Annotated in this window: 20 protein-coding genes; 5 read left to right on the top strand and 15 right to left on the bottom strand. The window is 72.1% G+C overall.

All coding sequences use genetic code 11. From position 1 onward, the window contains the following. Positions 1–489 precede the first annotated feature (489 nt). Positions 490–840 (top strand): histone-like nucleoid-structuring protein Lsr2, encoded by a 351-nt coding sequence (locus ACQEUU_RS24660; RefSeq protein WP_433069899.1) that lies wholly within the window; start codon positions 490–492, stop codon positions 838–840. 179 nt (positions 841–1019) lie between these two features. Here ACQEUU_RS24660 and ACQEUU_RS24665 read toward each other — a convergent pair whose 3' ends face one another. After that, a complete protein-coding gene (locus tag ACQEUU_RS24665) occupies positions 1020–1730 on the bottom strand; it encodes a hypothetical protein (RefSeq protein WP_433069902.1) in 711 nt (236 codons plus the stop codon). Positions 1731–1865: 135 nt separating this feature from the next. On the opposite strand from ACQEUU_RS24665, the gene ACQEUU_RS24670 reads away from it, so the two are divergent. Beyond that, positions 1866–2504: a DUF998 domain-containing protein gene (locus ACQEUU_RS24670; protein ID WP_433069904.1), complete on the top strand. Its 639-nt coding sequence runs from the start codon at positions 1866–1868 to the stop codon at positions 2502–2504. A gap of 71 nt (positions 2505–2575) precedes the next feature. Here the strand turns inward: ACQEUU_RS24670 and ACQEUU_RS24675 are convergent, their stop codons facing one another. Both ACQEUU_RS24675 and ACQEUU_RS24680 read right to left on the bottom strand, forming a co-directional pair. Continuing rightward, positions 2576–3238, bottom strand: coding sequence for a class I SAM-dependent methyltransferase (locus tag ACQEUU_RS24675; protein WP_433069907.1), 663 nt, complete (start codon positions 3236–3238; stop codon positions 2576–2578). 43 nt (positions 3239–3281) lie between these two features. Beyond that, positions 3282–3734, bottom strand: a complete 453-nt coding sequence (locus ACQEUU_RS24680; protein WP_433069910.1) for a rhodanese-like domain-containing protein — start codon at positions 3732–3734, stop codon at positions 3282–3284. A gap of 94 nt (positions 3735–3828) precedes the next feature. On the opposite strand from ACQEUU_RS24680, the gene ACQEUU_RS24685 reads away from it, so the two are divergent. Further along, the gene (locus ACQEUU_RS24685; protein WP_433069913.1) at positions 3829–4290 is read left to right on the top strand and encodes an Lrp/AsnC family transcriptional regulator; all 462 of its coding nucleotides are present in this window, start codon (positions 3829–3831) and stop codon (positions 4288–4290) included. Positions 4291–4297: 7 nt separating this feature from the next. Here ACQEUU_RS24685 and ACQEUU_RS24690 read toward each other — a convergent pair whose 3' ends face one another. Together ACQEUU_RS24690 and ACQEUU_RS24695 are read right to left on the bottom strand one after the other, a co-directional pair. Then, a complete protein-coding gene (locus tag ACQEUU_RS24690; RefSeq protein WP_433069915.1) occupies positions 4298–6658 on the bottom strand; it encodes a SpoIIE family protein phosphatase in 2361 nt (786 codons plus the stop codon). Positions 6659–6703: 45 nt separating this feature from the next. Next, positions 6704–10915 (bottom strand): HAMP domain-containing protein, encoded by a 4212-nt coding sequence (locus ACQEUU_RS24695; RefSeq protein WP_433071976.1) that lies wholly within the window; start codon positions 10913–10915, stop codon positions 6704–6706. Positions 10916–11194: 279 nt separating this feature from the next. On the opposite strand from ACQEUU_RS24695, the gene ACQEUU_RS24700 reads away from it, so the two are divergent. Both ACQEUU_RS24700 and ACQEUU_RS24705 read left to right on the top strand, forming a co-directional pair. Then, positions 11195–11566: a YciI family protein gene (locus tag ACQEUU_RS24700; protein ID WP_433069918.1), complete on the top strand. Its 372-nt coding sequence runs from the start codon at positions 11195–11197 to the stop codon at positions 11564–11566. Next, a complete protein-coding gene (locus tag ACQEUU_RS24705) occupies positions 11563–12807 on the top strand; it encodes an RNA polymerase sigma factor (RefSeq protein ID WP_433069921.1) in 1245 nt (414 codons plus the stop codon). Before ACQEUU_RS24700 ends, ACQEUU_RS24705 begins: the two co-directional genes overlap by 4 nt. Here the strand turns inward: ACQEUU_RS24705 and hydA are convergent. The 10 genes from hydA to ACQEUU_RS24755 form a co-directional block, all read right to left on the bottom strand. Continuing rightward, positions 12741–14156, bottom strand: coding sequence for a dihydropyrimidinase (gene hydA / locus ACQEUU_RS24710; RefSeq protein WP_433069924.1), 1416 nt, complete (start codon positions 14154–14156; stop codon positions 12741–12743). The genes ACQEUU_RS24705 and hydA overlap by 67 nt on opposite strands. After that, entirely contained in the window at positions 14153–14542 is a 390-nt protein-coding gene (locus ACQEUU_RS24715; RefSeq protein WP_433069927.1) for an allophanate hydrolase-related protein, read from the bottom strand. The genes hydA and ACQEUU_RS24715 overlap by 4 nt, the downstream gene beginning before the upstream one ends. 11 nt (positions 14543–14553) lie before the next feature. Then, positions 14554–15348 (bottom strand): ATP-binding cassette domain-containing protein, encoded by a 795-nt coding sequence (locus tag ACQEUU_RS24720; protein WP_433069930.1) that lies wholly within the window; start codon positions 15346–15348, stop codon positions 14554–14556. After that, a complete protein-coding gene (locus tag ACQEUU_RS24725; RefSeq protein WP_433069933.1) occupies positions 15345–16196 on the bottom strand; it encodes an ABC transporter ATP-binding protein in 852 nt (283 codons plus the stop codon). Before ACQEUU_RS24725 ends, ACQEUU_RS24720 begins: the two co-directional genes overlap by 4 nt. Next, complete coding sequence (locus ACQEUU_RS24730; RefSeq protein WP_433069936.1) at positions 16193–17059, bottom strand: ABC transporter permease; 867 nt, start codon at positions 17057–17059, stop codon at positions 16193–16195. Before ACQEUU_RS24730 ends, ACQEUU_RS24725 begins: the two co-directional genes overlap by 4 nt. Further along, positions 17056–18129 (bottom strand): ABC transporter permease, encoded by a 1074-nt coding sequence (locus ACQEUU_RS24735; protein ID WP_433069939.1) that lies wholly within the window; start codon positions 18127–18129, stop codon positions 17056–17058. Before ACQEUU_RS24735 ends, ACQEUU_RS24730 begins: the two co-directional genes overlap by 4 nt. Positions 18130–18155: 26 nt before the next feature. Then, positions 18156–19763, bottom strand: a complete 1608-nt coding sequence (locus tag ACQEUU_RS24740; protein WP_433069942.1) for an ABC transporter substrate-binding protein — start codon at positions 19761–19763, stop codon at positions 18156–18158. An 82-nt stretch (positions 19764–19845) separates the two neighbouring features. Next, entirely contained in the window at positions 19846–21579 is a 1734-nt protein-coding gene (locus ACQEUU_RS24745) for a hydantoinase B/oxoprolinase family protein (protein ID WP_433069945.1), read from the bottom strand. Then, positions 21576–23627: a hydantoinase/oxoprolinase family protein gene (locus ACQEUU_RS24750; protein ID WP_433069948.1), complete on the bottom strand. Its 2052-nt coding sequence runs from the start codon at positions 23625–23627 to the stop codon at positions 21576–21578. Before ACQEUU_RS24750 ends, ACQEUU_RS24745 begins: the two co-directional genes overlap by 4 nt. Then, on the bottom strand, positions 23624–24931 hold the full coding sequence (locus tag ACQEUU_RS24755) for an amidohydrolase family protein (protein WP_433069951.1): 1308 nt from the start codon (positions 24929–24931) through the stop codon (positions 23624–23626). Before ACQEUU_RS24755 ends, ACQEUU_RS24750 begins: the two co-directional genes overlap by 4 nt. Positions 24932–24934: the final 3 nt, after the last annotated feature.

Raw genomic sequence — 24934 nt, forward strand, 5'->3', positions numbered from 1 at the left:
ACTGTCTGAATTCGACTTCGATAGCGGCAACCCGTGTCGCACCGAACCGCCGACTGGTCGCCTCCGCGAAAACCGCTGCCCGGCCCTATGCCCAAGGGAGCGTCGAGAACCGCCCGAAACCATCGCCGGCGGCGGTCGGCTCTTTTCGCATTACGGCCGGTAATTGGCACGCCTGGGCGGCTGCGGGCTTCCGCGGGTGCACGCCGTCGATACCGGGATATCACCAGGTGAGATGGGTGCGCCCGCCACGCCGTGGAAACGGGCCGGCCCGGCGAGCGGCGGCTGGAGAGCGCCCGGCCGGTCAAGCTTCAGCCCGGTTCTGCCGCGGGTGCGCGCGTCCGGTCGTGCGTGGTTCAATACGCGGGTGGACGAGTTCGCGTTCGCCACGAGTTCGCCTGCCGCGTTTCGCAGGCATCATACTCGCGGAGGACATCCCCTCTACTGAAGACCGCTACAGTAGAGACAGGCCTATGAGTATGGAGCTGCACCATGGCTAAGCAGATTCGTGAGATTTTCATTGACGACCTCGACGGAAGCCCGATGGACTCCGAGAACATCGTCAAGTTCGGCCTCGACGGCGTGGCCTATGAGATCGATCTGGGAGAGAAGAACGAAGAGGCCTTGCGCAAGGCGCTGTCTCCCTTCATCACCAAGGCCCGCCCGGTCAAGGGCGAGCGGCCCGTCCGGGGCCGGCGCGGCTCCGGCGGCGGCTCCGCCCGCGCCCTGAGCCGGGAGAAGTCCGCCGAGATCCGGCAGTGGGCCAGGAGCCAGGGGCTGCCCGTCAGCGAGCGGGGCAGGATCGCCTCCTCGGTGGTGGAGAAGTACGAGGCCGCCCACTAGGCAGCCGTTGCCCAGGATTGCTTCGCATCGTCCGGGACGGCGGTCCCCCTGACCGCCCGTCCCGGGCGACTTGATCGATCGGCCGCGCCGGGTCCCGGCCGGTCACGGGCCCTGTCCGGCGCTCCCGCATGGGTGAGGTGCGCCAGGACGGCCCGGGGAACACGACGGCGGGGTCCGCGTCAGGGGATCGGCCGCGCGGCCGCCGTCCCGTAGAGCTCCCGCAGCCAACCGGCCCAGGCGTTCGCCGCGTCCCGCTCGGGGCGGGCCTGGACGCCGTACTCGTAGACGCCGACGGCGACCGGGGAGCCGAAGCGGTTGCGGCCGAAGACGCGGTAGAGGGCGTCCTCGGCGCGGACGCCGATGAAGGCGTCGTCGTGGAAGTCGAGCACCGCGGCCTTGGCGGGGGCGCCGGGCACGGGCAGGGTGAGCTCGGAGCCGGCGGGCGTGTCCTCCGCGATGCCCCAGGCGGCGCGGATGACGCCGAGGGCGTCGGGGGTGATCGACGACTTCGGCGCGAGCGCCTCGAGCCGGCGGAAGCTCCGGCCGCGGAAGTACCTGAGGTACTGGCCGAGGGTGTGCAGGTACACGTCCGTGTGGCGGCGCGCGCCCTCGTACTCGTTCTCCCAGTCGTCGACGAAGACGCCGCTGTGCACGTACCGGAGGTACGAGCCGCCCGGCGACGGGGCGATGTCGAACGCGATCTGGTTGAACCAGTCGCCGATCTCCGTGCGCAGCACGCCCCGGTGGGGTGGCTCCCATACCAGGACGGTGCTCCTGGCCAGGTCCAGCGGAATGGACCAGGCGGCGGAGTCGCGCGTCACCGCCTGCCAGACGTCCTCGGGCTCGGCGGGCAGTTCGCTCTCCCGCTCGATCCGAAAGTCCCTACTCATGGGCGTGCTCCGATCTCATGGCGGCCAGTCTGCACCGACTCACTGATTTTGTCCAGACAACGATCATGTCCTTGACAAATTAAAGTGTCGGTAGTTCCATGGAGCCATCACCCCCCGCTCCGAAGGGACCGTTCAATGACCAGCGCCCGCCTCCCCCTCGCCTTCGGGCCGTTCGCGGCCGCCCTGTTCATCGCCGTCGCGACGGTCGAAGCGGTCTCCCGGCCGGCCTTCGACCTGACCAGACACGCGATCAGCATGCTCAGCCTCGGCGACCGGGGCTGGCTGATGGCGGCCACCTTCGTCATCAGCGGGATCGCGGTCATCGCGCTGGCGATCGGACTGCGCGGGGCGCGGGCCGGCCGGGCGGTCACCGTCGCCGGCCCCATCCTCATCGGGGTCTTCGGCGCCGGCCTGGTCCTGGCCGGGATCTTCCCCGCGCCCGCCGGCCTCGGATTCCCCGAGGGCACCCCTCTGGACCTGCAGCCGGTGATGACCACCACGGCGATCATGCACGCCGTGGCCTTCAACCTGGCGTTCGGCTCGCTGATCGCCGCGACGTTCGTCTTCGGGCGGGCGTACGGCCGCGAGCACAGCCGCCTCTGGCAGGCCGCCTCGATCGCGACCGGCGTGGCCCTGCCCGTGCTCATCGTCTCCGGCATGGCCGTGCTGATCCCGACGGGGGTCGCGTTCTACGCGGCGGCGATCCTCGCCTGGCTGTGGCTCGCGGCGATCGCCCTGGAGCACGCGAAGCGGGTCCGCGTCCCCCAGGCGTGACGTACCCTCCGAGAGCCATGCCGAGAGACGCCTTCGACCCCGTCGGTTCCCGACGGGGTCGAAGGCGTTGATCAGCCGGCCGCCCGGCTCCCCGATCCCCAGAAGAACGGCCCGGAGGTCGGGTGGACGCTGATGCGCCAGCCGAGCCCCGCCAGCCGCCGTTCGAGGTCCGCGGGCTCGTACGGGACCTTGACGATCCGGTGGTCGGCCCCGTCCGAGGACCGGCGGCGGATGGTCGTGGACCGCGCGCCCTCGATGAGCTCGTCGGCGGTGCGGTACGCGTCGTCGGCGAAGAACACGCGCCCACCCGGTTCGAGGCAGTCGGCCACGAGTTCCCAGAAGGACGCGAAGCGTCCGGGCGGGACGTGCGACAGCCAGAATCCGAAGACGACGACGTCGTAACGGCGGTCGGGCCGCCAGGAGAACAGATCGGCGGACACGAACCGCACCCGCCCCGGGCCCACGCGGGCCGAGGCGAGGGCGATCATCTCCGGGGAGGCGTCCACGGCCGTGACGTCCTCGGAGTGGCGGAGGAGCTGGGCGGTCCACCGGCCGGGTCCGCAGGCGAGTTCGAGCACGCTGCCGGTCGGCCGGAACGCGTCGAGCGCCGCGGTCAGCTCGGCGTCGCCGGGGAAGGGCAGGGCGAGGCTTTCGTACTCCTCGGCGATCGTCCTGTAGTAGACGACCTGCTCGTTCAGCAACTCTCGGGAGTTCTCGGCGTCCGTCTGCTTCATGCGCCAATGATCACGGCATCATCACGGAACCGCAACAGCGCCGTCAGCAGGCGCAGCCGATGGCGTCGACGGGAGCGGTCAGCGGGTCCGGCTCGCGAGTGAGGCGGCCGTGGTCGTTCTCGACCGGGTAACCTTCGCGGGCCCAGTACTCGAAGCCGCCGATCATCTCCTTCACCTGGTAGCCGAGCTTGGCGAACTCCAGCGCGGCCCGGGTGGCGCCGTTGCAGCCCGGCCCCCAGCAGTAGGTGACGACCGGAAGGCCGGCGGGGATCTCCAGGGGCGCGCGCCGGGCGATCTCCGCGGTGGGCAGGTGCAGGGCGCCTGTGATCCGGCCCTGGGCCCAGGCGGCGTCGCCCCGGGAGTCGACGAGCGCGAACCGGACGCCCCGCTCCTGGTCGGCGTGCACGTCGGAGGCGTCGGTCTCGTACTGGAGCTTGCCGGTGAAGTGGGCCACGAGCGCGTGGGAGGCGGGCGAGGACGGCGATGACAGCGACATGCGGGACACGATACTGACGGCGAATACCTTGATTGAAGGGATGATCAACGGCATTGGTCCGCTTCCGCCGGGAAACTTTGGCAATATCTCGGAGATGACCTTCACTATCCCTGTCGAGATCGACAAGGTCGACGCGGCCATCCTCGACGCCCTTCAGGCCAACGGCAGGCAGAGCGTGGCGGAGGTGGCGCGCGGCATCACCATGAGCCACAGCGCCACGGCCGAGCGCATCCGCCGGCTCGAACAGGCCGGCGTGATCACCGGCTACCACGCCCACGTCGACCCCGAGCGGCTCGGCTTCACGATCCTGGCCTACCTGCGGCTGCGCTACCCCAGCAGCGTCTACGAGCCGCTGCACAAGCTGCTCGCCGACCTCCCCGAGGTGGTCGAGGCCCACCACGTCACGGGCGACGACTGCTTCGTCATGAAGGTCGTCGCCACCGACATGAGACACCTGGAGCGGGTGAGCGGCCGGGTCGGCGCGCTCGGCAGCGTCACCACCAGCGTGGTCTACTCCTCCCCGCTGCCGCCGCGGCCGCTCCTGCCCCCGGCCTGACCGCCGGTCAGCGCAGCTGGATGCCGACGATGCAGGTGTCGTCGTCGGTGTCGGAGCTGCTGTGGGTGAGCAGGTGGTCCAGGCGGTGTTCCAGGTTGGCGATCGGGTGGCCGGCCATGCGCAGCAGCTGCCCCTGGGAGTGGTCCAGGGTGCGGTCGCGGCGCTCGATCAGGCCGTCGGTGTACATCAGGAGGATGTCGTCCGAGGCCAGCTCGATGCGCCCCTCGTCGTAGGTGGCGTCCGAGAGCGCGCCCAGCAGCACTCCCCCGATCAGGTCCAGCTCCTCGACCCGGCCCTCCCTGATCAGGATCGGCGGCAGGTGCCCGGCCCTGGCCCAGCGCAGCACCCGGGTGTCCGGGTCGTACAGGCCCAGGATCGCGGTGGCCGTCACCTGGTCGGTCAGGTAGTGGGCGACCAGGTTGAGCCACGACAGCAGCTGCCCCGGCCCGGCCCCGGTGGCGGCCAGCCCGCGCAGCGCGTTGCGCAGCACGACCATGCCGGTGGCGGCCTCGATCCCGTGACCGGCCACGTCGCCCACCGACAGCAGGATCTGCTTGGTCGGCAGCACCACGGCGTCGTACCAGTCGCCGCCGACCAGGTGCTCCTTCTCCGCGGGCCGGTAGCGGACGGCGATGTTCAGGTCGAAGGCCTCCATCGGCTCCTGGCTGGGCGGCATGATCGCCTGCTGGAGCTGGAGGGTCAGCCGGTTGCGCTCCGCCGCCTGCTGCTCGGTGTGGGCGAGCTGGTCGCGGGTGGCGGCCAGCGCCACCTCCGTCCAATGCTGGGAGGAGATGTCCTGGTACGCGCCCCGGATGGTGAACGGGCGGCCGTCGGCGTCGAACTCCGGCTCGGCCACGACCCGGATGTGGCGGGCGATCCCGTCGGAACGTCGCAGCCTGAAGGCCGTCGAGCCGGGCCGGCGCTGGTGCAGCACCGTACGCAGGAACCGGCCGATGGCCACGGCGTCGTCCGGGTGGGCGTGGTCGGCGAGCCGTTCGAGCGGGATGGGCGGGTCGCCCTCCTCCAGCCCGTACAGGGCGTACAGCTGGCTGTTCCAGATGATCCGCCCGGTGACGATGTTCTCCTCGAACCCGCCGATGCGGCCGAGCCGCTGCGCGTGCTGGAGCAGGCTGGCCAGCTGGGTGGCCTCGTCGTGCAGCCGCCAGACGAGCAGCACGCTGTCGCGGTGGCGGGTGATGCTCACCGAGGCGATGCTCGTCAGCGGCACCTGGTCGACCAGCGCGGTCATGGCCAGCTTGTCGGCGTGGAACGGCTCGCCGGTGGCGTGGACGCGTTCGATCTTGTCCCACAGCCCGCCGTCGCCGGCCGCCAGCGGGTACGCCTCCAGCAGCAGCGAGCCGACGACCATGTGCCGCGGCCGGCCGGCCGGATCGGCGAAGCGGGCGTTGGCGTGCTGGACGCGGAAGTCGCGGAGCCGGCCCTCGTCGTCGAGGTGCGGGCGCAGCATGAGCGCGGTGTCGGGCAGGGTGTCGATCAGGGCGACGAGCTCGGACACGGCTTGCGGGTGGTGGGGCTCCCCCGACCGGGTCGGCGCGTCGAAGGTGTAGGCGCTCAGCTCGGCGAGCGCCTCGATCTGCTTGCGGATCTGCGGCGGCTGCGGCGGCAGGGGCTCCGGCCAGGCGACCTCCAGCACGGCGAAGATCTGCCCGCCGGTGCCGGCCGGCACGGTGACCCGGCCGCCGGAGGCCTCCCGCTGCCCGATGGAGGGCAGCCCGGCGGCGGACAGGCTCCTCAGCCAGACGCTCTGCCGGTTGACCAGGGCGCGCCGGGCCGGCGTCTCGACCCCCGGCGGCACGTACCGCCAGCGCCGGGCCTCCTCGTCGGAGAGGCCGGCGTACCCGGCGAGGGTGAGCGAGGCGTCGGGGTTGGCCTCCCAGATGGCGACCGCGCTCGCGCCGAGCGGGGTCAGCGCGTGCTCCAGGAGCGACTCGGCCACCGCCTGCGAGTCGCCGGCCCGCAGCACGCCGCTCTCGGCGCTGCGCAGCCGTACGGACAGGTCGGCCGCCTCGCGGGACGGCTCCTCCGCCTGCGTGGCGGCGAGGAAGGCGCGGGCGGTCTCGCTGATCCGGTCCTGCGCCGCCTGGTTGATGATGTCGGCGGCCAGCTCCAGCTGCGTCACGCCGGCCTGGTCGGCCAGCTGGGCGAGCTGCTGGGCGGCGTCGGCCACGCTGCAGCGCAGCCGCTCGATCAAGATGCCCTTGGCCACCTCGATCAGGGCCCGCCCTTCGGCGGCCAGCTGGGCCTCCCGGACCTCCGCGCGCAGGCGCTCGATGGTGGCCGCCAGCCGGCCGACGTTCGTCTCCGGAACGGACGGCGGCCGGCCGTCGTCCGGCCGTGGGCTCTGCACTTCGCTGCTCCTTGCCAATGGCGCTACCTCGGGGGACGAGCCGTTCTACGCGGTGATCCAGTGGCGGATGCGCTCGATGAGATGGTCGGCGTCGACCGGTTTGGTCACGTAGTCGCTGGCCCCGGCCGCCAGGCTCTTGTCCTGGTCGCCCGGCATCGCCTTGGCCGTCACGGCGATGATGGGCAGGGTGGCGTACTGCGGCATGGTCCGGATGCGGGCGGTCGCCGCGTAGCCGTCCATCTCGGGCATCATCACGTCCATCAGCACCACGTCGATCTCGGGGTGCGCGATCAGCGTGTCGATGCCCTCGCGGCCGTTCTCCGCGTGCAGCACGCGCATGCCGTGGATCTCCAGCATGCTGGTGAGCGCGTACAGGTTGCGCGTGTCGTCGTCCACGACCAGCACCGTGAGGCCGGTCAGCGCGTCGTCGGCGGCCCGCGCGGCGGCCGGCCCGACCTGCTGCGGCCTGGTGAGCGGCAGCACGTCGCCCGGCTGCTCGGCGGTCAGGTGGAGCGCGATCCGCTCGCGCAGCTCGTCCAGGCTGGACAACAGCTCCAGCGGCTGGCCGTCGTCGCGCGCCAGCAACTGCGCCTCCCGCTGCGGGTTGGCCCGCCAGTTGTTGTAGGCCAGCACGGGCACGGCCCGCAGGGCCGGGTCGCCGTCCATGGCCTCCAGGAGCTGGTAGGCGGCCTGGTCCGGCATGTCGAGGTCGATCACGATCAGGTGGCAGGGCTCGGCCGCGAGCGTGGTCGCCGCCTCCTGGGCGCCGACGACCGAGACGACCTCCACGTCGTGCCCGGTGGGGGTGAGCTCCGTCAGCACGCTCTCGGCCACCAGCGACAGCAGGCCGCGCGGCCGTTCCTCGATGACCAGGAGCCGGCGGTTGCGCTGGACGGGCTGCCGCTGCGGAGCGGACTCCTCGGGCGCCGTCGCCCTCGCGGGGGCGGCCGGCTCGGTCACGTCGAAGTCGGGCCGGGCGATCGGCAGGTAGAGCGTGAACGTGCTGCCCTGCCCCGGCGTGCTGCTCGCCGTGATCGCCCCGCCCAGCAGGTAGGCGATCTCGCGGCTGATCGACAGGCCGAGCCCGGTGCCGCCGTACTTGCGGCTGGTGGTGCCGTCGGCCTGCTGGAACGCCCCGAAGATCACTTCGAGCTGCTGCTCCGGGATGCCGATGCCGGTGTCGATCACCCGCAGCGCGACGGCCGCGCCGTGGGCCCGCACCGAGGCGGGCAGCTCCGACGGCGCCGCCGTCTCGATCCGCAGCTCGACGCCGCCCGTCTCGGTGAACTTCACCGCGTTGGACAGCAGGTTGCGCAGCACCTGGCGGAGCCGCGAGTCGTCGGTCAGGACCTCCAGCGGGATGCCGGGAGCGGTCACGATCCGGAAGTCGAGACCCTTCTGCGTGGTCATCGGGCGGAACGTGGCCTCGATGTCGTCGAGGAGGCGGCGCAGCGGGACGCGTTCGGGGTTGACGTCCATCTTGCCCGCCTCGACCTTCGACAGGTCGAGGATGTCGTTGATGAGCTGGAGCAGGTCCGATCCGGCCGAGTGGATGATGCCGGCGTACTCGACCTGCTTGGCCGTCAGGTTGCGGCTGTGGTTCTGGGCCAGCAGCTGGGCCAGGATGAGCAGCGAGTTGAGCGGGGTGCGCAGCTCGTGGCTCATGTTGGCGAGGAACTCGCTCTTGTACTTGGAGGCCAGGGCGAGTTGCTGGGCCCGGTCCTCCAGCTCCTGGCGGGCCTGCTCGATCTCCAGGTTCTTGGTCTCGATGTCCTGGTTCTGGCTGGCCAGCAGGCGGGCCTTCTCCTCCAGCTCGGCGTTGGAGCGCTGGAGCTCCTCCTGCTGGTTCTGCAGTTCCTCGGAACGGGCCTGCAGCTCGGCGGTCAGCCGCTGGGACTCCACCAGCAGCTCGTCGGTGCGGGCGTTGGCGACGATGGTGTTGAGGTTGACGCCGATGCTCTCCATGAGCTGGTCCAGCAGCGCCCGGTGGACCGAGGTGAACGCGTACACCGAGGCCAGCTCGATGACGCCGAGCACCTGCTCCTCGACCACGATGGGCAGCACGATCACCGAGACCGGGCCGGTCCGCCCGAGCCCGGAGGCGACCGTGAGGTAGCCGGCCGGGATGTCGGTCATGGCGATGGTGCGCCGGGTCCTGGCCGCCTGGCCGATCAGCGCCTCGCCCATGCGGAAGCTGGTCGGCCGGTCCGCCTGGTAGCCGTAGGCGCTGATCAGCCGCAGCTCGTCGTCGCCGGCCAGGAAGAACGCGCCGTACTGGGCCGACACCAGCGGTGCCAGCTCGTTCAGCACCAGCTCGGCCACCGTGGACAGGTCGCGGTGGCCCTGGATGAGGCTGGACATGCGGGCCAGGTTGGACTTCAGCCAGTCCTGCTCCTGGTTGGCCCGGGTGGTCTCGCGCAGCGACTTGACCATCGAGTTGATGTTGTCCTTGAGGTCGGCCAGCTCGCCCTCGGCGTCCACGGTGATCGACCGGGTCAGGTCGCCCGAGGTCACGGCGCTGGTCACCTCGGCGATGGCGCGCACCTGGCGGGTGAGGTTGCCGGCCAGCTCGTTGACGTTCTCCGTCAGCCGCTTCCAGGTGCCGGAGACGCCCGCGACCTCGGCCTGCCCGCCGAGCCGGCCTTCGCTGCCCACCTCGCGGGCGACCCGGGTGACCTCCGCGGCGAACGCGCTGAGCTGGTCGACCATCGTGTTGATGGTGGTCTTCAGCTCCAGGATCTCGCCGCGGGCGTCGACGTCGATCTTGCGGGTCAGGTCGCCCCTGGCGACGGCGGTGGTGACCTGGGCGATGCTGCGCACCTGGTTGGTCAGGTTGTCGGCCATCGAGTTGACGTTGTCGGTGAGGTTCTTCCAGGTGCCGGCCACGTTGGGGACGCGCGCCTGGCCGCCGAGCTGGCCCTCGGTGCCGACCTCGCGGGCCACCCTGGTCACCTCGTCGGCGAACGCGGACAGCGTGTCGACCATGGTGTTGATGGTCTGCGCCAGCGCGGCGACCTCGCCCTTCGCCTCGACGGTGATCTTCTGTGACAGGTCGCCCTTGGCCACCGCGGTCGCCACCTGGGCGATGCTGCGCACCTGGCTGGTCAGGTTGGAGGCCATGACGTTGACGTTGTCGGTGAGGTCCTTCCAGGTGCCCGAGACGCCCCGCACCGTGGCCTGGCCGCCCAGGTTGCCCTCGGTGCCGACCTCGCGGGCCACCCGGGTCACCTCGTCGGCGAAGGCGGAGAGCTGGTCGACCATCGTGTTGATGGTCTCCTTCAGCTCCAGGATCTCGCCGCGGGCGTCCACCCGGATCTTCTGCGTCAGGTCGCCCCTGGCGACGGCGGTGGTGACCTGGGCGATGCTGCGCACCTGGGCGGTGAGGTTGTCGGCCATGACGTTGACCGACTCCGTCAGGTCCTTCCAGGTGCCGGAGACGCCCTTGACGTCGGCCTGCCCGCCCAGCCGCCCGTCGGTGCCCACCTCGCGGGCCACTCTGGTGACCTCCGCGGCGAACGCGCTGAGCTGGTCGACCATCGTGTTGAGGGTGTTCTTCAGCTCCAGGATCTCGCCCCGTGCCGACACCGTGATCTTCTGCGACAGGTCGCCGCGCGCCACCGCGGTCGCCACCTGCGAGATGTTGCGCACCTGGTCGGTGAGGTTGCCGGCCATGAAGTTGACCGAGTCGGTGAGGTCGCGCCAGGTGCCCGCCACGCCCTTGACGTCCGCCTGGCCGCCGAGCTGCCCCTCGGTGCCGACCTCGCGGGCCACCCGGGTCACCTCGTCGGCGAACGACGACAGCTGGTCGACCATGGTGTTGACGGTGTTCTTCAGCTCCAGGATCTCGCCCCGGGCGTCCACCGTGATCTTCTGCGACAGGTCTCCCCTGGCGACGGCGGTGGTGACCTGGGCGATGCTGCGCACCTGGTCGGTGAGGTTGCCCGCCATGGCGTTGACCGAGTCGGTGAGGTCCTTCCAGGTCCCCGACACCGACGGCACCTCGGCCTGGCCGCCGAGCCGGCCCTCGGTGCCGACCTCGCGGGCCACCCGGGTCACCTCGGAGGTGAACTGCGACAGCTGGTCCACCATGCCGTTGAACACCGAGGCGATCTCGCCGAGGAGCCCGTCGTCGTCCTCGGGGAGGCGGGTGCGGAAGTCGCCGTCGCGCACGGCCGTGAGCCCGTCGAGCAGCTGCCGCAGCTCCGGCTCGCTGACCTCGCTGCCGTGGACCGGGCCGCCTGAGCCGCGAGACCTCATGTCAGTCATGTCATCCTCGTCGCTCTTGTCCCGTGTTGCTCGTATCACGCCTTGCTTCTCGCACGCGCGAACCTGCACACCGCGCACCTACGATTCGGGCGGAGACCTCACCACTCGTGCAAAACCCATTGGAGATTACTAGACCGTGTCACCGTTTTCTTCGCCAGGAGCGAGCGAAAGACTTGCCTCCGGAGGAAGGTAGGTCAAGACTGCGCCGCCGGTTCCGACCCATGCCTGGAAGAGGCCCGTCCCTGGGCCCGCCGAGCACGAGGAGTAGCGATGAAGTTCCAGATCAGCATGCACATCAACCCGGCCGTGCTGGACGCGCTGACCGACGAGGAGAGGGCCGCGATCGGTGACGGCCACGGCAGGTTCATGCGGGAGCTGAAGGAGTCCGGCGAGCTGATCTTCACCCAGGCGCTGGCCGACCCGTCGCAGGCCGCCGTGGTGTCGGTGCGCGACGGCCGGCCGGTGGTGACCGACGGCCCGTTCCTGGAGGCCAAGGAGTACCTCGGCGGCTTCTACCTGGTCGACTGCGAGAGCAAGGAACGGGCGATCGAGCTGGCGGCGCGGATCCCGGACGCCGCGATCGAGGGGCTGGGGATCGAGGTGCGCCAGGTGATGTTCGCCGACGGGCAGCTGGAGGCGTGACGGACCTGCCCGTCGAGGACCTGCTGCGCGGGCTCGCGCCGCAGGTCCTCGGCACTCTCGTACGCCGGTACGGCCAGTTCGAGAACTGCGAGGACGCGGTGCAGGAGGCGGTGCTCGCCGCCGCCGTGCAGTGGCCGGCCGAAGGCGTGCCGTCCAGCCCGCGCGGCTGGCTCACGACGGTCGCGTCCCGGCGGCTCATCGACCAGATCCGCAGCGACCACGCCCGGCGCGAGCGGGAGTCGGCGACGGCCGCGGAGGCGACGCCCGAGCAGGCGCCGGACGCCGACGACACGCTCGTCCTGCTGTTCCTGTGCTGCCATCCGGCGCTGACCGCGGCCTCCCAGACGGCGCTGACGCTGCGCGCGGTCGGCGGCCTGACCACCGCCGAGATCGCCCGCGCGTTCCTCGTGCCGGAGGCCACCATGGCGGCCAGGATCAGCCGGGCCAAGCAGCGCGTCAGGGCCGCCGGCAGCACCTTCAGCCTCCCGCCGGCCGGCGCGGAGCGCGAGGAGCGGCTCCGGGTCGTCCTGCACGTGCTCTACCTGATCTTCAACGAGGGCTACACCGCCTCCTCCGGCAGCGAGCTGCACCGGCCCGACCTCGCGCGCGAGGCGATCAGGCTGACGCGGATGGTCCGCGCCCAGCTGCCCGGCGACGACGAGGTGACCGGCCTGCTCGCGCTGATGCTGCTGACGGACGCCCGCCGCGAGGCGCGGACGACGGCGGCGGGCGACCTGGTCCCGCTGGACGAGCAGGACCGGACGGCGTGGGACCGTGACCTGATCGCCGAGGGCACCGAGCTGGTCAAGGCGGCGCTGGCCGGCCCGGCGCTGGGGCCCTACCAGTTGCAGGCCGCCATCGCCGCCACGCACGCCGACGCGGCCACCGCCGGGGATACCGACTGGGCGCAGGTGCACGCGCTCTACCTGATCCTGGAGCGGATCGCGCCCAACCCGATGGTCACGCTCAACCGGGCGATCGCGCTCGCCGAGATCCGGGGCCCGCGGGCCGGGCTGGACCTGCTCGCCGCCCTGGACGGCGACGAGCGGATGCGCGGGCACCATCGGCTGCTGTCGGTGCGGGCGCACCTGCTGGAGAAGACCGGCGACGCGGCGGGGGCCCACGAGCACTACCGCCGCGCCGCGAAGGCCACCGCCAGCATCGCCGAGCGGCGCTACCTGGAGGCGCGGGCCGGGCGGGTGCGGCCGCCCGGTGACGTGACCGGGCCGGCGGCCAGGTGACGGCCGCGCGGCTCGGGGTCGGCGAGCACGCCGTCGTGGACGACCACCCGGCCGCCGACCAGCACGGTCCGCGGGCGGCCCGTGACCGCCATGCCCTCGTACGGGGTGTAGTCGGTCGCCATGTGGAGCGCGTCGGAGGTGATCGTCCACCGGGCCGACGGGTCCCAGATCGCGACGTCGGCGTCGGCGCCCGGCATGAGGGTGCCCTTGCGCGGATACAGGCCGTTGGCCCGCGCCGGGTTGGCGGCGGTCAGCTCGACGAAGCGGGTGACCGGCAGGCCGCCGCCCGCCACGAACTCCGAGAAGACCACCGGCAGCCTGGTCTCCACGCCCGGCAGGCCGTTCGGCATGACGCGCACGTCGGACCGGCGTGACTCCTTCTGCGCCAGGTCGTAGCAGCAGTGGTCGCTGCCGATCGTGGTGATCTCGCCGGTGGCCAGGTGGCGGGCGAGCCCGTCCACCACCGGGCGGGGGCGCAGCGGCGGGCAGCACACGAACCGCTCGGGGGTGGCCCCGGCGTAGAGCGAGTCGTCCAGCACCAGGTGGTGGGCGACGGACTCGGAGTAGGCGGCCACGCCGCGCCACCGGGCCGCGGCGACCAGTTCGACGGCCTCGGGCGTGGACTGGTGGACGAAGTAGACCGGCGCCCGGAGCGACTCGGCGATGGCCAGGACCTCGGCGACCGAGGCGGTCTCGGCCAGCTCGGGCCGGGTCGCCGCCATGTGCTCGGCGCCGATCCGGCCGTCGTGCGAGCAGCGCGTCTGGGTGTCCTCGATGATGTGGTTGGCCTCGCAGTGGATCACCACCATGCCGCCGAGGTCGCGCAGCGTGGCCATGGTGCGCAGGATGGTGTCCTCGTCGGCCATCGTCTCGCCGCGGTAGGTGGTGAACATCTTCACCGTCGGCATGCCGTCGGCGACCAGCGAGCGGAGCTGCTCGGGCACCGTTTCGTCCCACTCCACGACGCAGGCGTGCAGCGCGCTGTCGCAGAGCCCGCCCGCCGCCCTGGCGCGCTGGGCGTGGGCGGCGTCGGCGGGAGACTGGCCGGGGCGCGGGATGGCGAAGTCCACGATGGTGGTGGTGCCGCCGAACACCGCCGCCGTGGTGCACTGCGCGTAGTCGTCCAGCGAGGTGAAGTCGCCGGAGGTGAAGCCGACGTGGCAGTGCGGGTCGACGCCGCCGGGCAGCACCAGCATGCCGCGGGCGTCGATCTCGGTGGCGCCGCGCGGCGCGGGCGCGCCGGGCTCGGCGAGCGCGGTCACCTTGCCGCCGGCGAGGAACACGTCCGCCGGCGCGCTCCAGCCCGCCTCCGCGACCGTGCCGCCGCGGATCACGACAGGGCCGCTCAACTGCCGCCTCCGGCCAGGTGGGCCCGCCAGCCGCCGGCCTCGCTGATGTCGGTGACGCCCGGCGCCTCCAGCGCCTCGGCGCGCATCCGCATCGACAGCGAGCCGCTGCCGTCGGCCAGCTCGATCACGCCGAGCTCCAGCTCGGGCGGCTCGCCCGGCAGCAGGTGGTCGCGCAGGATCTCGTAGGTCACCTCGTACAGCTCGCCGGGCACCGCGTGGCCGTCCTCGCCGACCGGGTGGAGGCCGGGGAACTCGTCGCGTACCGAGTAGAACCGGTAGCGGGGCGCGGTGGTCGCCGGTCCCAGGAACCGCGCGCCGGCCAGCGCGGCGTTCAGGCTGCCGCCCGACATCGCCTGGCCGTTGACGAACATGCGCAGATTCTCCACGTGGGGCTCCTTCATGCGGTGGTGTGGCGCTGCCTGGCGACGGCCGGGTCCGGGACGGGGACGGCGTCCAGCAGCGAACGGGTGTAGGGGTGGGAGGGCGCGTCGTAGATCTGCTCCCGGGTGCCGATCTCGGCCAGCTCGCCGTTGAGCATGACGGCCACCCGGTCGCACAGGTAGTAGACGACCGCCAGGTCGTGCGCGATGAACAGGATCGACAGGCCCAGCCGCTCGCGCAGGTCACGCAGCAGGTTCAGCACCTGGGCCTGGACCGAGACGTCCAGCGACGAGACCGGCTCGTCGCAGATGAGCAGCCGCGGGCTCACCGCGAGGGCGCGGGCGATGGAGATGCGCTGGCGCTGCCCGCCGGAGAAGGAGCGGGGATGGCGGTCCAGGTGCTCGGCCGCCATGCCGACCGTCTCCAGCAGCTCCGCCGCCCGGTCGCGGCGGCGCCGGCGGTCCGGCTCCAGCCCGTGCACGAGCAGGGGCTCGCCGATGAGCTCCGCCACGGTCATGCGCGGGTTCAGCGACGAGTACGGGTCCTGGAAGACCATCTGCATGTCCGCCCGCAGCGCCCGCAGCTCGCGCCGGCCGGCGGCCAGCACGTCACGGCCGCCGAGGAGGACCTGCCCGCTGTCCGGGCGGGTGAGCCGGGTGACGCAGCGCGCGGTGGTGGACTTGCCCGACCCGGACTCCCCCACCAGGCCGAGCACCTCGCCCGGCGCCACGTCGAAGGAGACGCCGCCCAGCACGCGCCGCCCGCCGAAGGTCTTGACCAGGTTCCTGACCTGGAGCAGCGGCTCACTCACGGTGTCTCCTCCTCCTGCGCGCCCCCGCCGGCGGCGATGACCGCGAGCGGCTTGGTGACGTCGCCGCCGATGCGCGGGACGGCGGCCAGCAGCGCCCTGGTGTACGGGTTCGCGGGCGCGTTGTAGATCTGGTCGACGGTGCCGGTCTCGACCGCGCGCCCGTGCCGCATGACCACCGCCCGCTCGGCGAACCCGGCGACGATGCCCAGGTCGTGGGTGATCAGCAGGATCGACATGCCGCGCTCGTCGGCCAGCTCGTGCAGCAGTTCCAGCACCTTGGCCTGCACCCGCACGTCGAGCGCGGTCGTGGGCTCGTCGGCGATGAGCAGCGCGGGCTCGGCGATGACCGCGATGGCGATCACCACGCGCTGCCGCATGCCGCCGGAGAACTGGTGCGGGTAGTCGTCGGCGCGGTGCTCGGCGTCCCGCACGCCGAGCCGTTCCAGCAGCTCGACCGCGCGGCGGCGGGCCACCTTCCTGGGCACGCCACGGATGATCAGCGGCTGCATGACCTGGCGGCCGATGGTCATCACCGGGTTGAGCGAGGCCAGCGGGTCCTGGAAGACCAGGCCGGCGCGGGCGCCGCGGATCGCGCGCATCCTGCGCTGCGGCAGCCCCAGCAGGTCGACGCCCTCCAGCTCGATCCGGCCGGAGAGCCGCGCGTCCGGGTCCAGCCGGAGCACGGCCCGCGCCGTGACCGACTTGCCGGAGCCCGACTCGCCGACCAGGGCGACCCGCTCGCCGGGCGCGAGGTCGAGGTCCACGCCGTGGACGACCTGCGCCATCCCTCCGGGCGCCGGGTACGACACCCGCAGGTCGCGGATGCGGAGCAGCGGATCGGGGCTCATCGTGCCTCCCGGCGGATCGTCGGGTCGTTGCGCACCCGCAGCCAGTCGCCCACCAGGTTGAAGGCCAGGGCGGTCAGCAGCAGGGCCAGGCCCGGGAAGGCCACGGCCCACCAGGCGTTGGTGAGGTTGTTGGCCTCGCCGGCGATCATCGCGCCCCACTCGGCCGACGGCACCTGGGCGCCCACGCCGATGAAGGACAGGCCGGAGATCACCAGCATCACCGCTCCGACGTCCACGGTGGTCTGCACGTAGAGGGTGTTGAGCGCGTTGGGCAGGATGTGCCGGAAGATCAGCCGCGGCTGGGGCACGCCCAGCACGCGGGCCGCGTCGACGTACTCGGCGTCCTTGACCTCGCGGACCAGCGTGCGCGCCAGCCGCGCGTAGCCGGGCCACCAGGTGATCGACAGCGCGATGACGGCGGACGACAGGCCGGGCCCGAGCGCGGCGGACAGGCCGAGGGCCAGGATGATCGCCGGCAGCGACAGGCCGATGTCGGTGATCCGCATGAGGATCTCGTCGACGACCTTCCCGCCGAGCGCCGCGACCGTGCCGATCAGCACGCCGATCACCGTGGAGGCGGCGATGACGACGAGGGTCGCGGGCAGGGTGACGCGCGCGCCGTGCAGGACGCGGCTCAGCACGTCGCGGCCGTTCGCGTCGGTGCCGAACCAGTGCTCGGCCGAGGGCGGCAGCAGCGACCGGGTGAGGTCCACCGCGTACGGGTCGTACGGCGCGACCAGCGGCCCGACGGCCGCCATCGCGACCACCACGACCACCACGACCAGGGCGACCCCCTCCACGAAGGGCACGCGCTGCCGGATCCGGGTCGCCGCCCGGGTCCCGGCGGCGGCCCGCGCGCTCATGCCGGCACCCCCGTCGCGGCGGCGTCGGCGGTGTCGCCGGGGGCGGTCGTCCGCCGTCCCCGGCCGCCGGTGTGGCGCAGCCGCGGGTTGAGCCAGAGCTGGACGAGGTCGACGGCGATGTTCGCCAGCACGAAGACCACTCCGATCACGAGAACCGTGCCGATCACGGCGTACAGGTCGTTCTGCAGGACCGCGGTCACCGCGTAGGCGCCGATGCCGGTCCTGCCGAAGACGGACTCGACCAGGACGGTGGAGCCGAGCATCCAGCCGAGCTGCATGCCGAGGATGGTGCTGGCGGGCACCAGCGCGTTGCGCAGCCCGTGCCGCACCACCACGCGGAACTCCGACGCGCCGGTGGCCCGGGCCAGCGCGATGTAGTCGGAGCTCAGCGCGGTGAGCATCGAGGAGCGCACGGTCCTGGCCACCACCGCGACGAACGACGCGGCGAGCGTGATCGCCGGCAGCACCAGGTGCGAGACGGCGTCGCCGAAGGCCGCCAGGTCGCCGCTGAGCAGCGCGTCCACCGAGGTCATCCCGGTGATGGACGGGACCTGCCGGCCGAAGGAGAGCTGCCCCGTGAGGGGCAGCACCCTGAGTTCGGCGGCGAACAGCAGCTGGAGCATCAGGCCGAGCCAGAACACCGGCATGGCCGCGCCCAGCAGGGTGATCAGCCGGGCGGCGGCGTCCGCCGCCCGGCCGTTCCGCCAGGCGGCGTAGGTGCCCAGGGGGACCGCCACCATGACGTTGATCACCATGGCGGCGAGGACCAGCTCCACCGAGGAGGGCAGCATGGCCGCGACATCCTCCAGCACCGGGCGCTGGGTGAACACCGACGTCCCGAGATCTCCCTGGAACAGCCGCCCCATGTAGGCCAGGAACTGGTCCCACAGCGGCTGGTCCAGGCCCAGCCGGGCGGCGACGACGGCCACCTGCTCCGCCGTCGCGTTGCGCCCCGCCGCCGCCCGGGCGGGGTCGCCGGGCAGCACCTGGGTCATCAGGAACGTGACGACGGCAAGGCCGAGCAGCACGACGACGCTCGTGGTGAGCCGCCGGAGCAGCAGACGGGCCATGCGGGGGTCCCTCCTCGTGCGTCGGCTCAGCCGACCTGGACCTTGTAGACGTCCACGGTCTGGTGGTGGGCCGGCTGGTAGGTGTAGCCGGTCAGGCCCTGGCGCAGCACCGTCACGTACTGCGAGTTGGCCAGGTTGAGCGCGTAGTGGTCACCGGCGATGAGGTGCTGGGCCTTGGCGTACGCGGCGCACCGCTCGGCCTCGTCGGTCGCCTGCTGGCCCTGCTCGACGAGCTTGTCCACCTCGGGGTTGTCGTAGCCGCCGCTGTTCTGGCCGTTGTTGATGAACGAGGAGTGGAACTGCACGTACAGCACCGCGTCTGGGTCCGGGTAGGCCGGGAAGCCGTAGATCATGCCGAGGTCGGGCGTGGTCTCGTTGGTCTTCAGCCGGTCCACGTACTGCGGGTAGGTGATGGCCTCGAGGTTCAGCTTGACGCCGATCTCGGACAGGTTCGACTGCAGCAGCGTGGCGGCCTGCTCCATCTCGGCGGTGGCCTTGAGGTACGACATGGTGAGCGTGACGTTGCTCAGCCCGGCCTCGGCGAGGAGCTGCTTGGCCTTGGCCACGTCCCTGCCGGGCTGCGGGGTCGTCTCGTCGAAGCAGCTCATGCCGCCGGGCAGCGGCCCGACCGCCTTCTTGCCCGCGCCCTTGAGGATGGCGCTGATGTGCTGGTCGTAGTCGTAGGCGTAGGAGATGGCCTCACGCAGCTTCGGGTTCGACAGCGGGGAGTCCTTCATCTTGGCGAAGACGTACAGCTGCACGTTGGTGTCGGCCTTGTCGACCGTGTAGCCGGAGCTCTCCATCGAGGCCCAGTCGGTGGGCGCGATGTCCATCGCGATGTCGACGTCGCCCGAGGTCAGCGCCGTCTTCTGGGTGGCGGCCTGCGGGAGGTAGCGGAACACCACGTCCTTGGCCTGGTTGGTGAACCCGCCCCAGTAGCCGTCGTGGCGGGTGAAGCGCGCCTCCTGGTTGGAGGTGTAGCCGGTCAGCTTGTACGGGCCGGACCCGGCGTCGTTGGAGGCCAGCCACTTCTGCCCGTCGTCGTCGCCGGCGTTGGCCGTCACGAGCTTGGAGTTGAGCAGGTAGACGCGGGTGAGCGCGGAGGCGAACGGGGCGTAGGGCCGCTTCAGCCTGATGGTCGCGTGGGTGTCGTCCACGACCTCGGTGGAGTCGTAGGCGCTCACCAGGGACGCGACGCCGATGCCGAGCCGGGCGACGCGGTCCAGGGTGTACTTCACGTCGGCGGCCGTGAGCTTGGTGCCGTCGTGGAAGGTGACGTCGTCGCGCAGCGTGACGTCGAGCGACTTGCCGTCCTCGCTGAACGTCCACTCGGTGGCGACGGACGGCTTCAGCTCGCTGCCCTCGTACCGCAGCAGCGTGTCGTAGGCGGGGATGACCACCTCGTCCACGGTGGAGTTGTCCGCCTGGACGGGGTCGAAGGTCGCCGGCGGCTCGTTCTCGGCGATGATCAGCGTCTGCTTGCGCGCGTCGGAGCCGGTGGAGCCGCCGGCTCCGGCGGAGCCGCCGCCCCCGCACGCCGCGAGGGCGAGGGAGGCGGCCAGGGCGGCCGCGGCCAGGCGCAGGGGACGGACCCGGCGGGGTCGCCCCGCGGACGGGGGGATGGGGTGGTGCATGGATCTTCTACCCTTCGTGAGTGCGCCGTTGCGGCGCACGCCTGCTCCCGGTCACGGCCCAGGTGCCGTGTCCCCGGCGTGTTCAGGAACCGGAGGCGGCCGATCGCGACTGCCGGGCGGGCGTGGGCCGCCACTCCCCGGAGTCCTCGACGACGACGCCGTAGACCCGCTCCGCCGCCTCCGCGCTGACGTAGCCGTCGAGCACGTCGGCGACCACGGCGGCCGGGTCGCGGTCGAGCGGGTCGCCGTAGCCGCCGCCGCCCGCCGTGCGGTTGACGAAGCGGTCCCCCGCCCGCATCGCCGCCCGGTACATGCCGACCCGCTTCTCGCGGTCGGTGCCCGGCCAGAGCACCATCTCGCTGGGCTCGGGCTCGTGGCCGCCGTCCAGCGCCCAGGGGCGGGTCTTGCTCTTCTTCTTCATCGACAGCACCTCGCCGTCGGCGAGGTAGCGGACCTGCCGCAGCACGCCGACGCCGCCGCGGAAGCGGCCCGCCCCGCAGGAGTCGGGGATCAGCTCCAGCCGCTCGTGGAACACGGTCGACTTGTGCTCCAGCACCTCGATCGGGGTGTTGCGGACCACGCTCTGCGAGGGGTGCTGCTGGGCGTTGGCGCCGTCGCGGTCCTTGCGCGCGCCCCAGCCGATGCCCTCGTTGTTGCTGATGACGAAGTCGGTGCCGGTGCGCGGGTCGTGGCCGAGCGCCATGAACCCCGGCTCGTCGCCGCCGGAGGAGGCCGGGATGGTGTCGAGCACCTGCGCCAGCGCCTTGTGCATCAGCTCGAAGGCGACGATGGCGCTCCACTGGGTGAACGTCGCCACCGGGTACTGGGCGTTGAAGAAGTTGCCCGGGTCGGCCTTGACGGACAGCGCCCGGTAGTGGCCGGCGTTGGACGGCTCGTTCGCGCTGGTCAGCTCCTTGAACGTGGCCTTGGCCAGGCTCTCGGTGGCGCCGATGGGCAGGTTGACCGGGCCCAGCACGGCGCCGTCGGAGCCGTTGAAGTCGACCTCCATGTGGTCGCCCTCGATGGTGACCTTGACTTCCATCCGGATCAGGTCGTCGGTGATGCCGTCGTCGTCGCAGTAGTCCACCGCGGTCCACGAGCCGTCGGGCAGCGCGGCGACGGCCTTGCGGGCGACCCGCTCGCCGTGCTCGATGAGCTGCCGGATGGCCTGGTCCACGGTCTCGCCGCCGAACTTCTCCCACACCTGGGCCAGCCGGTTCTCGCCGGTGCGCAGGGCCGCGAGCTGGGCGTGGAAGTCGCCGATGGTCAGGTCGGGCAGCCGGGAGTTGAACCGGATCAGCTCGATGATGTCCCGCACCGGCTCGCCCCGGCTGACGATCTTCGTACCGGGGAAGATCAGGCCTTCCTGGTGCATGTCGGTCGAGTCCAGGACGTAGCCGGGGGCCTTGGCGCCCAGGTCCATCCAGTGGGCGCGGACCGCCAGGTAGGCCGCGGGGCCGTCGTGCCCGTCCCGGAACACCGGCGCGAACAGCATCGCGTCGTAGGAGTGCGCGCCGCTCCAGTACGGATAGTTCAGCAGGTAGACGTCACCCGGCGCGAGGTTCTCGCGGCCGACGTACTCCACGCCCTTGACGATGGCGTAGTCGTTGGCGCCCAGGAACGAGGTGATGCCGGCCGCCTCGGCGGTCAGGTCGAGGTCGGCGTTGTAGATGGAGATGCCGAAGTCCAGCACCTCGTAGATGACCGGGTTGAACGCCGCCCTGACCAGGGTGCGGCGCATCTGCTCGCCCACCGAGACCAGGTAGTTCCTGATCACCTCGACGGTGGCGCCGTCCAGCCGCTCGCCCGTGCTCATGCCTGGCCTCCCGTGATCACCAGTTGCCCGTATCGGTCGACGGTGAGCTGCTGGTCTCCGAAGATGACCGTGGTGGAGGTGCCTTCCTCCACGATGGCCGGCCCGCTCACCTCGTGGCCGGCGCCCAGGCTGCCTCGCGCGTACACCGGGAAGGCGACCGTCTCGCCCGTGGCGACGTCGAACGCGGGGCGCTCGCCGATCGGCTCAGGGGCGGCGGTGTCCGCCGGCGGCAGCTCGCGCAGTCCCGGCTTGGCCAGCCGGCCGACCGCGCGCACCCGTAGCGTGAGGATCTGGCCCGGCTCCGGCATCGCGTGGCCGTAGCGGGCCTCGTGCTGCTCGCTGAAGCGGGCCAGCACGGTGGCGGCGGTGTCGCCGGGCACCAGGTCGATGCCCAGGCTGTGCTCCTGGCCGTGGTAGCGCACGTCCAGGCGGCGGACCAGGGTGCGGTCCTCGGGCTTGACGCCCTGGGCGGACAGCACCTCCTCGCCCTGCGCCTCCAGCTCGGCGAACGCGCCCTCCAGACCGGCCAGCGTCTCGTCGCTGAGCGGGCGCAGGACCGTGGTGGCGAACTCGTACTCCAGGTCCGACATCAGCATGCCGAAGGCGGAGAACGCCGCCGGGACCTGCGGCACGATCGTGGTGGCGATGCCCATCTCGCGGGCCAGCATGGGCGCCAGCAGCGGCCCCGCCCCGCCGAAGGCGAGCAGCGCGAACTCCCGCGGGTCCAGCGCCCGCTCCACGGTGATCTCGCGCAGCGCGCCCACCGTGCGGGCCAGCAGGACCTGGAAGACGCTCGCCGCGGCCCGGGTCACGTCGACGCCGAGGGGCTCGGCCAGCTTGGCCGCCACGGCGTCGCGGGCGGCGTCCGCGTCGATCGTCATGTCGCCGTCCAGGAACCCCGACGGGTCCAGGTAGCCCAGGACGAGCGCTACGTCGGTCACGGTCGGCTCGGTGCCGCCCGCGCGGTAGGCCACCGGGCCGGGCACCGCGCCCGCGCTGTGCGGGCCGACCTTCAGCAGGCCCTCGTCGATCCAGGCGATCGAGCCGCCGCCCGCGCCCACGGTGCGGATGTCGAAGATGGGGATGAGCAGCGGGAATCCGTCGATGCCGGCCTCGTGCACCTCGCCCGGCTCGCCGTCCTCGATCACGCAGCAGTCCAGGCTGGTGCCGCCCACGTCGAACGTGATCACCTTGGCCAGGTTCTGCTCGCGGGCCAGGAACGAGGCGCCGACGACGCCGCCCGCCGGTCCGGACAGCACCGTCATCAGCGGCGCCTGCCTGGCCAGCTCGGAGGTCATCGCGCCGCCGCCGGAGCGCATGATGTGCAGCGGGTGGGTCAGCCCGGCGTCGTTGAGCCGCGACTCCAGCGTGGCGATGTAGTCGTTCAGCACCGGCCGGATGTAGGCGTCGAGGGTGACCGTGCTGGTCCGCTCGTACTCGCGGTACTCCCGGGTGATGTCGGTGGAGGTCGAGATCGACACGTCCGGGTACGCCTCGCGCAGGATGCGCGCCGCCAGCCGCTCGTGCTCGGGGTTGGCGTAGGAGTGCAGGAAGCAGATGGCCAGCGAGCGCAGGCCGTGCTCCTCCACCAGCAGCCGTCCGGCCTCGCGCACCGCGTCCTCGTCCAGCGGCTCGATCACCGTGCCCTGGGCGTCGATGCGGCCGGGCACGCCGGTGCGGTGCCGGCGGGGGACGAGGGGCGGCGGCGGGGCGTAGGAGAAGTCGTACATGTGCTGGCCGGGAACGTTGGCGCGGGCGATCTCCAGCAGGTCGCGGAAGCCCTCGTTGGTGATGATCCCGACATCGGCGCCGCGCCGCTGCAGGATCGCGTTCAGGCCCAGCGTGGTGCCGTGGACGAACGCCTCCACGTCGTCCAGCCGGTCGGCGAGCCCGCCGACCGCGTCCAGCACGCCGCGCGCCGGGGCGCCCGGGGTGGTGGAGGCCTTGTGCAGCCGCAGTTCGCCGGTGGTGTCGTTGTAGGAGATGGCGTCGACGAACGTGCCTCCGATGTCGACGGCGAAGCGGGTGCGGCCGGAGTCCTGGCTCACTGTGCGCCCTCCGTGGCGTGGGTCTCGGGTACGGCGGGGGTCTCGGGTACGGCGGGCAGGTCGTCGCGGACGATCCGCCCGGCCTGCATGACGAAGGCGATCCGGCGCAGCGACGACAGGTCGCTCAGCGGGTCGCGCTCGGTGACGATCAGGTCGGCGAGGTAGCCCTCCTCGACCTCGCCGGCCTGTCCTTCCAGGCCGGTCAGGCGGGCCGCGTCGAGGGTGCCCGAGCGCAGCGCCTGCTCGGTGCTGAGCCCGGCCTCGGCCAGGAACTCCATCTCCCGTACGGCGACCACCGTGTCCTCGATCGGCTCGCCCGGCGGGTAGTCGGTGCCGGCCAGGAACGTGATCCCGGGCTTCTCCGGGTCGTCCGGGTCGGCGACGCCGGCCGCGATGGCGGTGCGGATGCTGGCGAGGTGGCCGGGGCCGACCTCCAGCGCCCGCTCGATCTGCCAGGGGGTGAAGGAGTGCTCGGCCATCCACTCGGGGCAGCGGGTCACGCACAGCGTCGGCGTCAGGTAGACCCGCTGGTCGGCCATCTGCCTGGCGGTGGCCTCGTCGAGGTCGTAGGCGTGCTCGTAGCCGCGCACCCCGGCGGCGAGCGCCTCGCGGATGGCCGAGCCCGCGCCGGCGTGCGCCGTCACGTACGTGTTGTGCTCCTCGGCGGCGCGGACCACGGCGCGCATCTCGTCGATGGTCATCTGCGCGCCGGTGAACGACTCGCCCTGGTGGGCGATGCCGCCGGTGATGAAGATCTTGATCAGGTCGGCGCCCGCGGCCAGCTCCGTGCGGGCGGCCCGCAGGAAGGCGTCGTAGCCGTCGGCGTAGGCGCAGCCGCTGCCCTGCCCGTGCCCGCCCGTCGTGGAGATCGCCCGGCCGGCGCCCACGATCCGCGGCGCCTCCACCCAGCCCTGGCCGGCGGCCGTGCGGATGAGGAGGTCGGCGCGGTTCTGCTCGTGCACCGACCGGATGGTGGTGACGCCCGCGTACAGCGCGTCGCGTGCCCGGGACAGGGCGCGCAGCGCCGTGAGGCCGGAGTCCTCCGCCTCGTCGATGTCCGAGAACGGATAGACGATCGACAGGTGGGAGTGCACCGAGATCAGTCCCGGCAGCAGGTAGCGGCCACCGAGCCGCACCGTGCGCGCCCCGGGGGGCGGCGCGTCGGCGGTGATCCGTTCGATCCGCCCGTCGCGCACGACCACGTTCGTGTCACGCCGGATCGACCCGGACCGCACGTCCACGACGTGGCCGCCGGCCAGCCACACCGGTTCGGCCGCGGGCGGTCGCCCGTCTATCGCTGTCACCGC

The organism is Nonomuraea sp. CA-218870, from assembly GCF_050936535.1.
GTDB classification, from domain to species: domain Bacteria; phylum Actinomycetota; class Actinomycetes; order Streptosporangiales; family Streptosporangiaceae; genus Nonomuraea; species Nonomuraea corallina.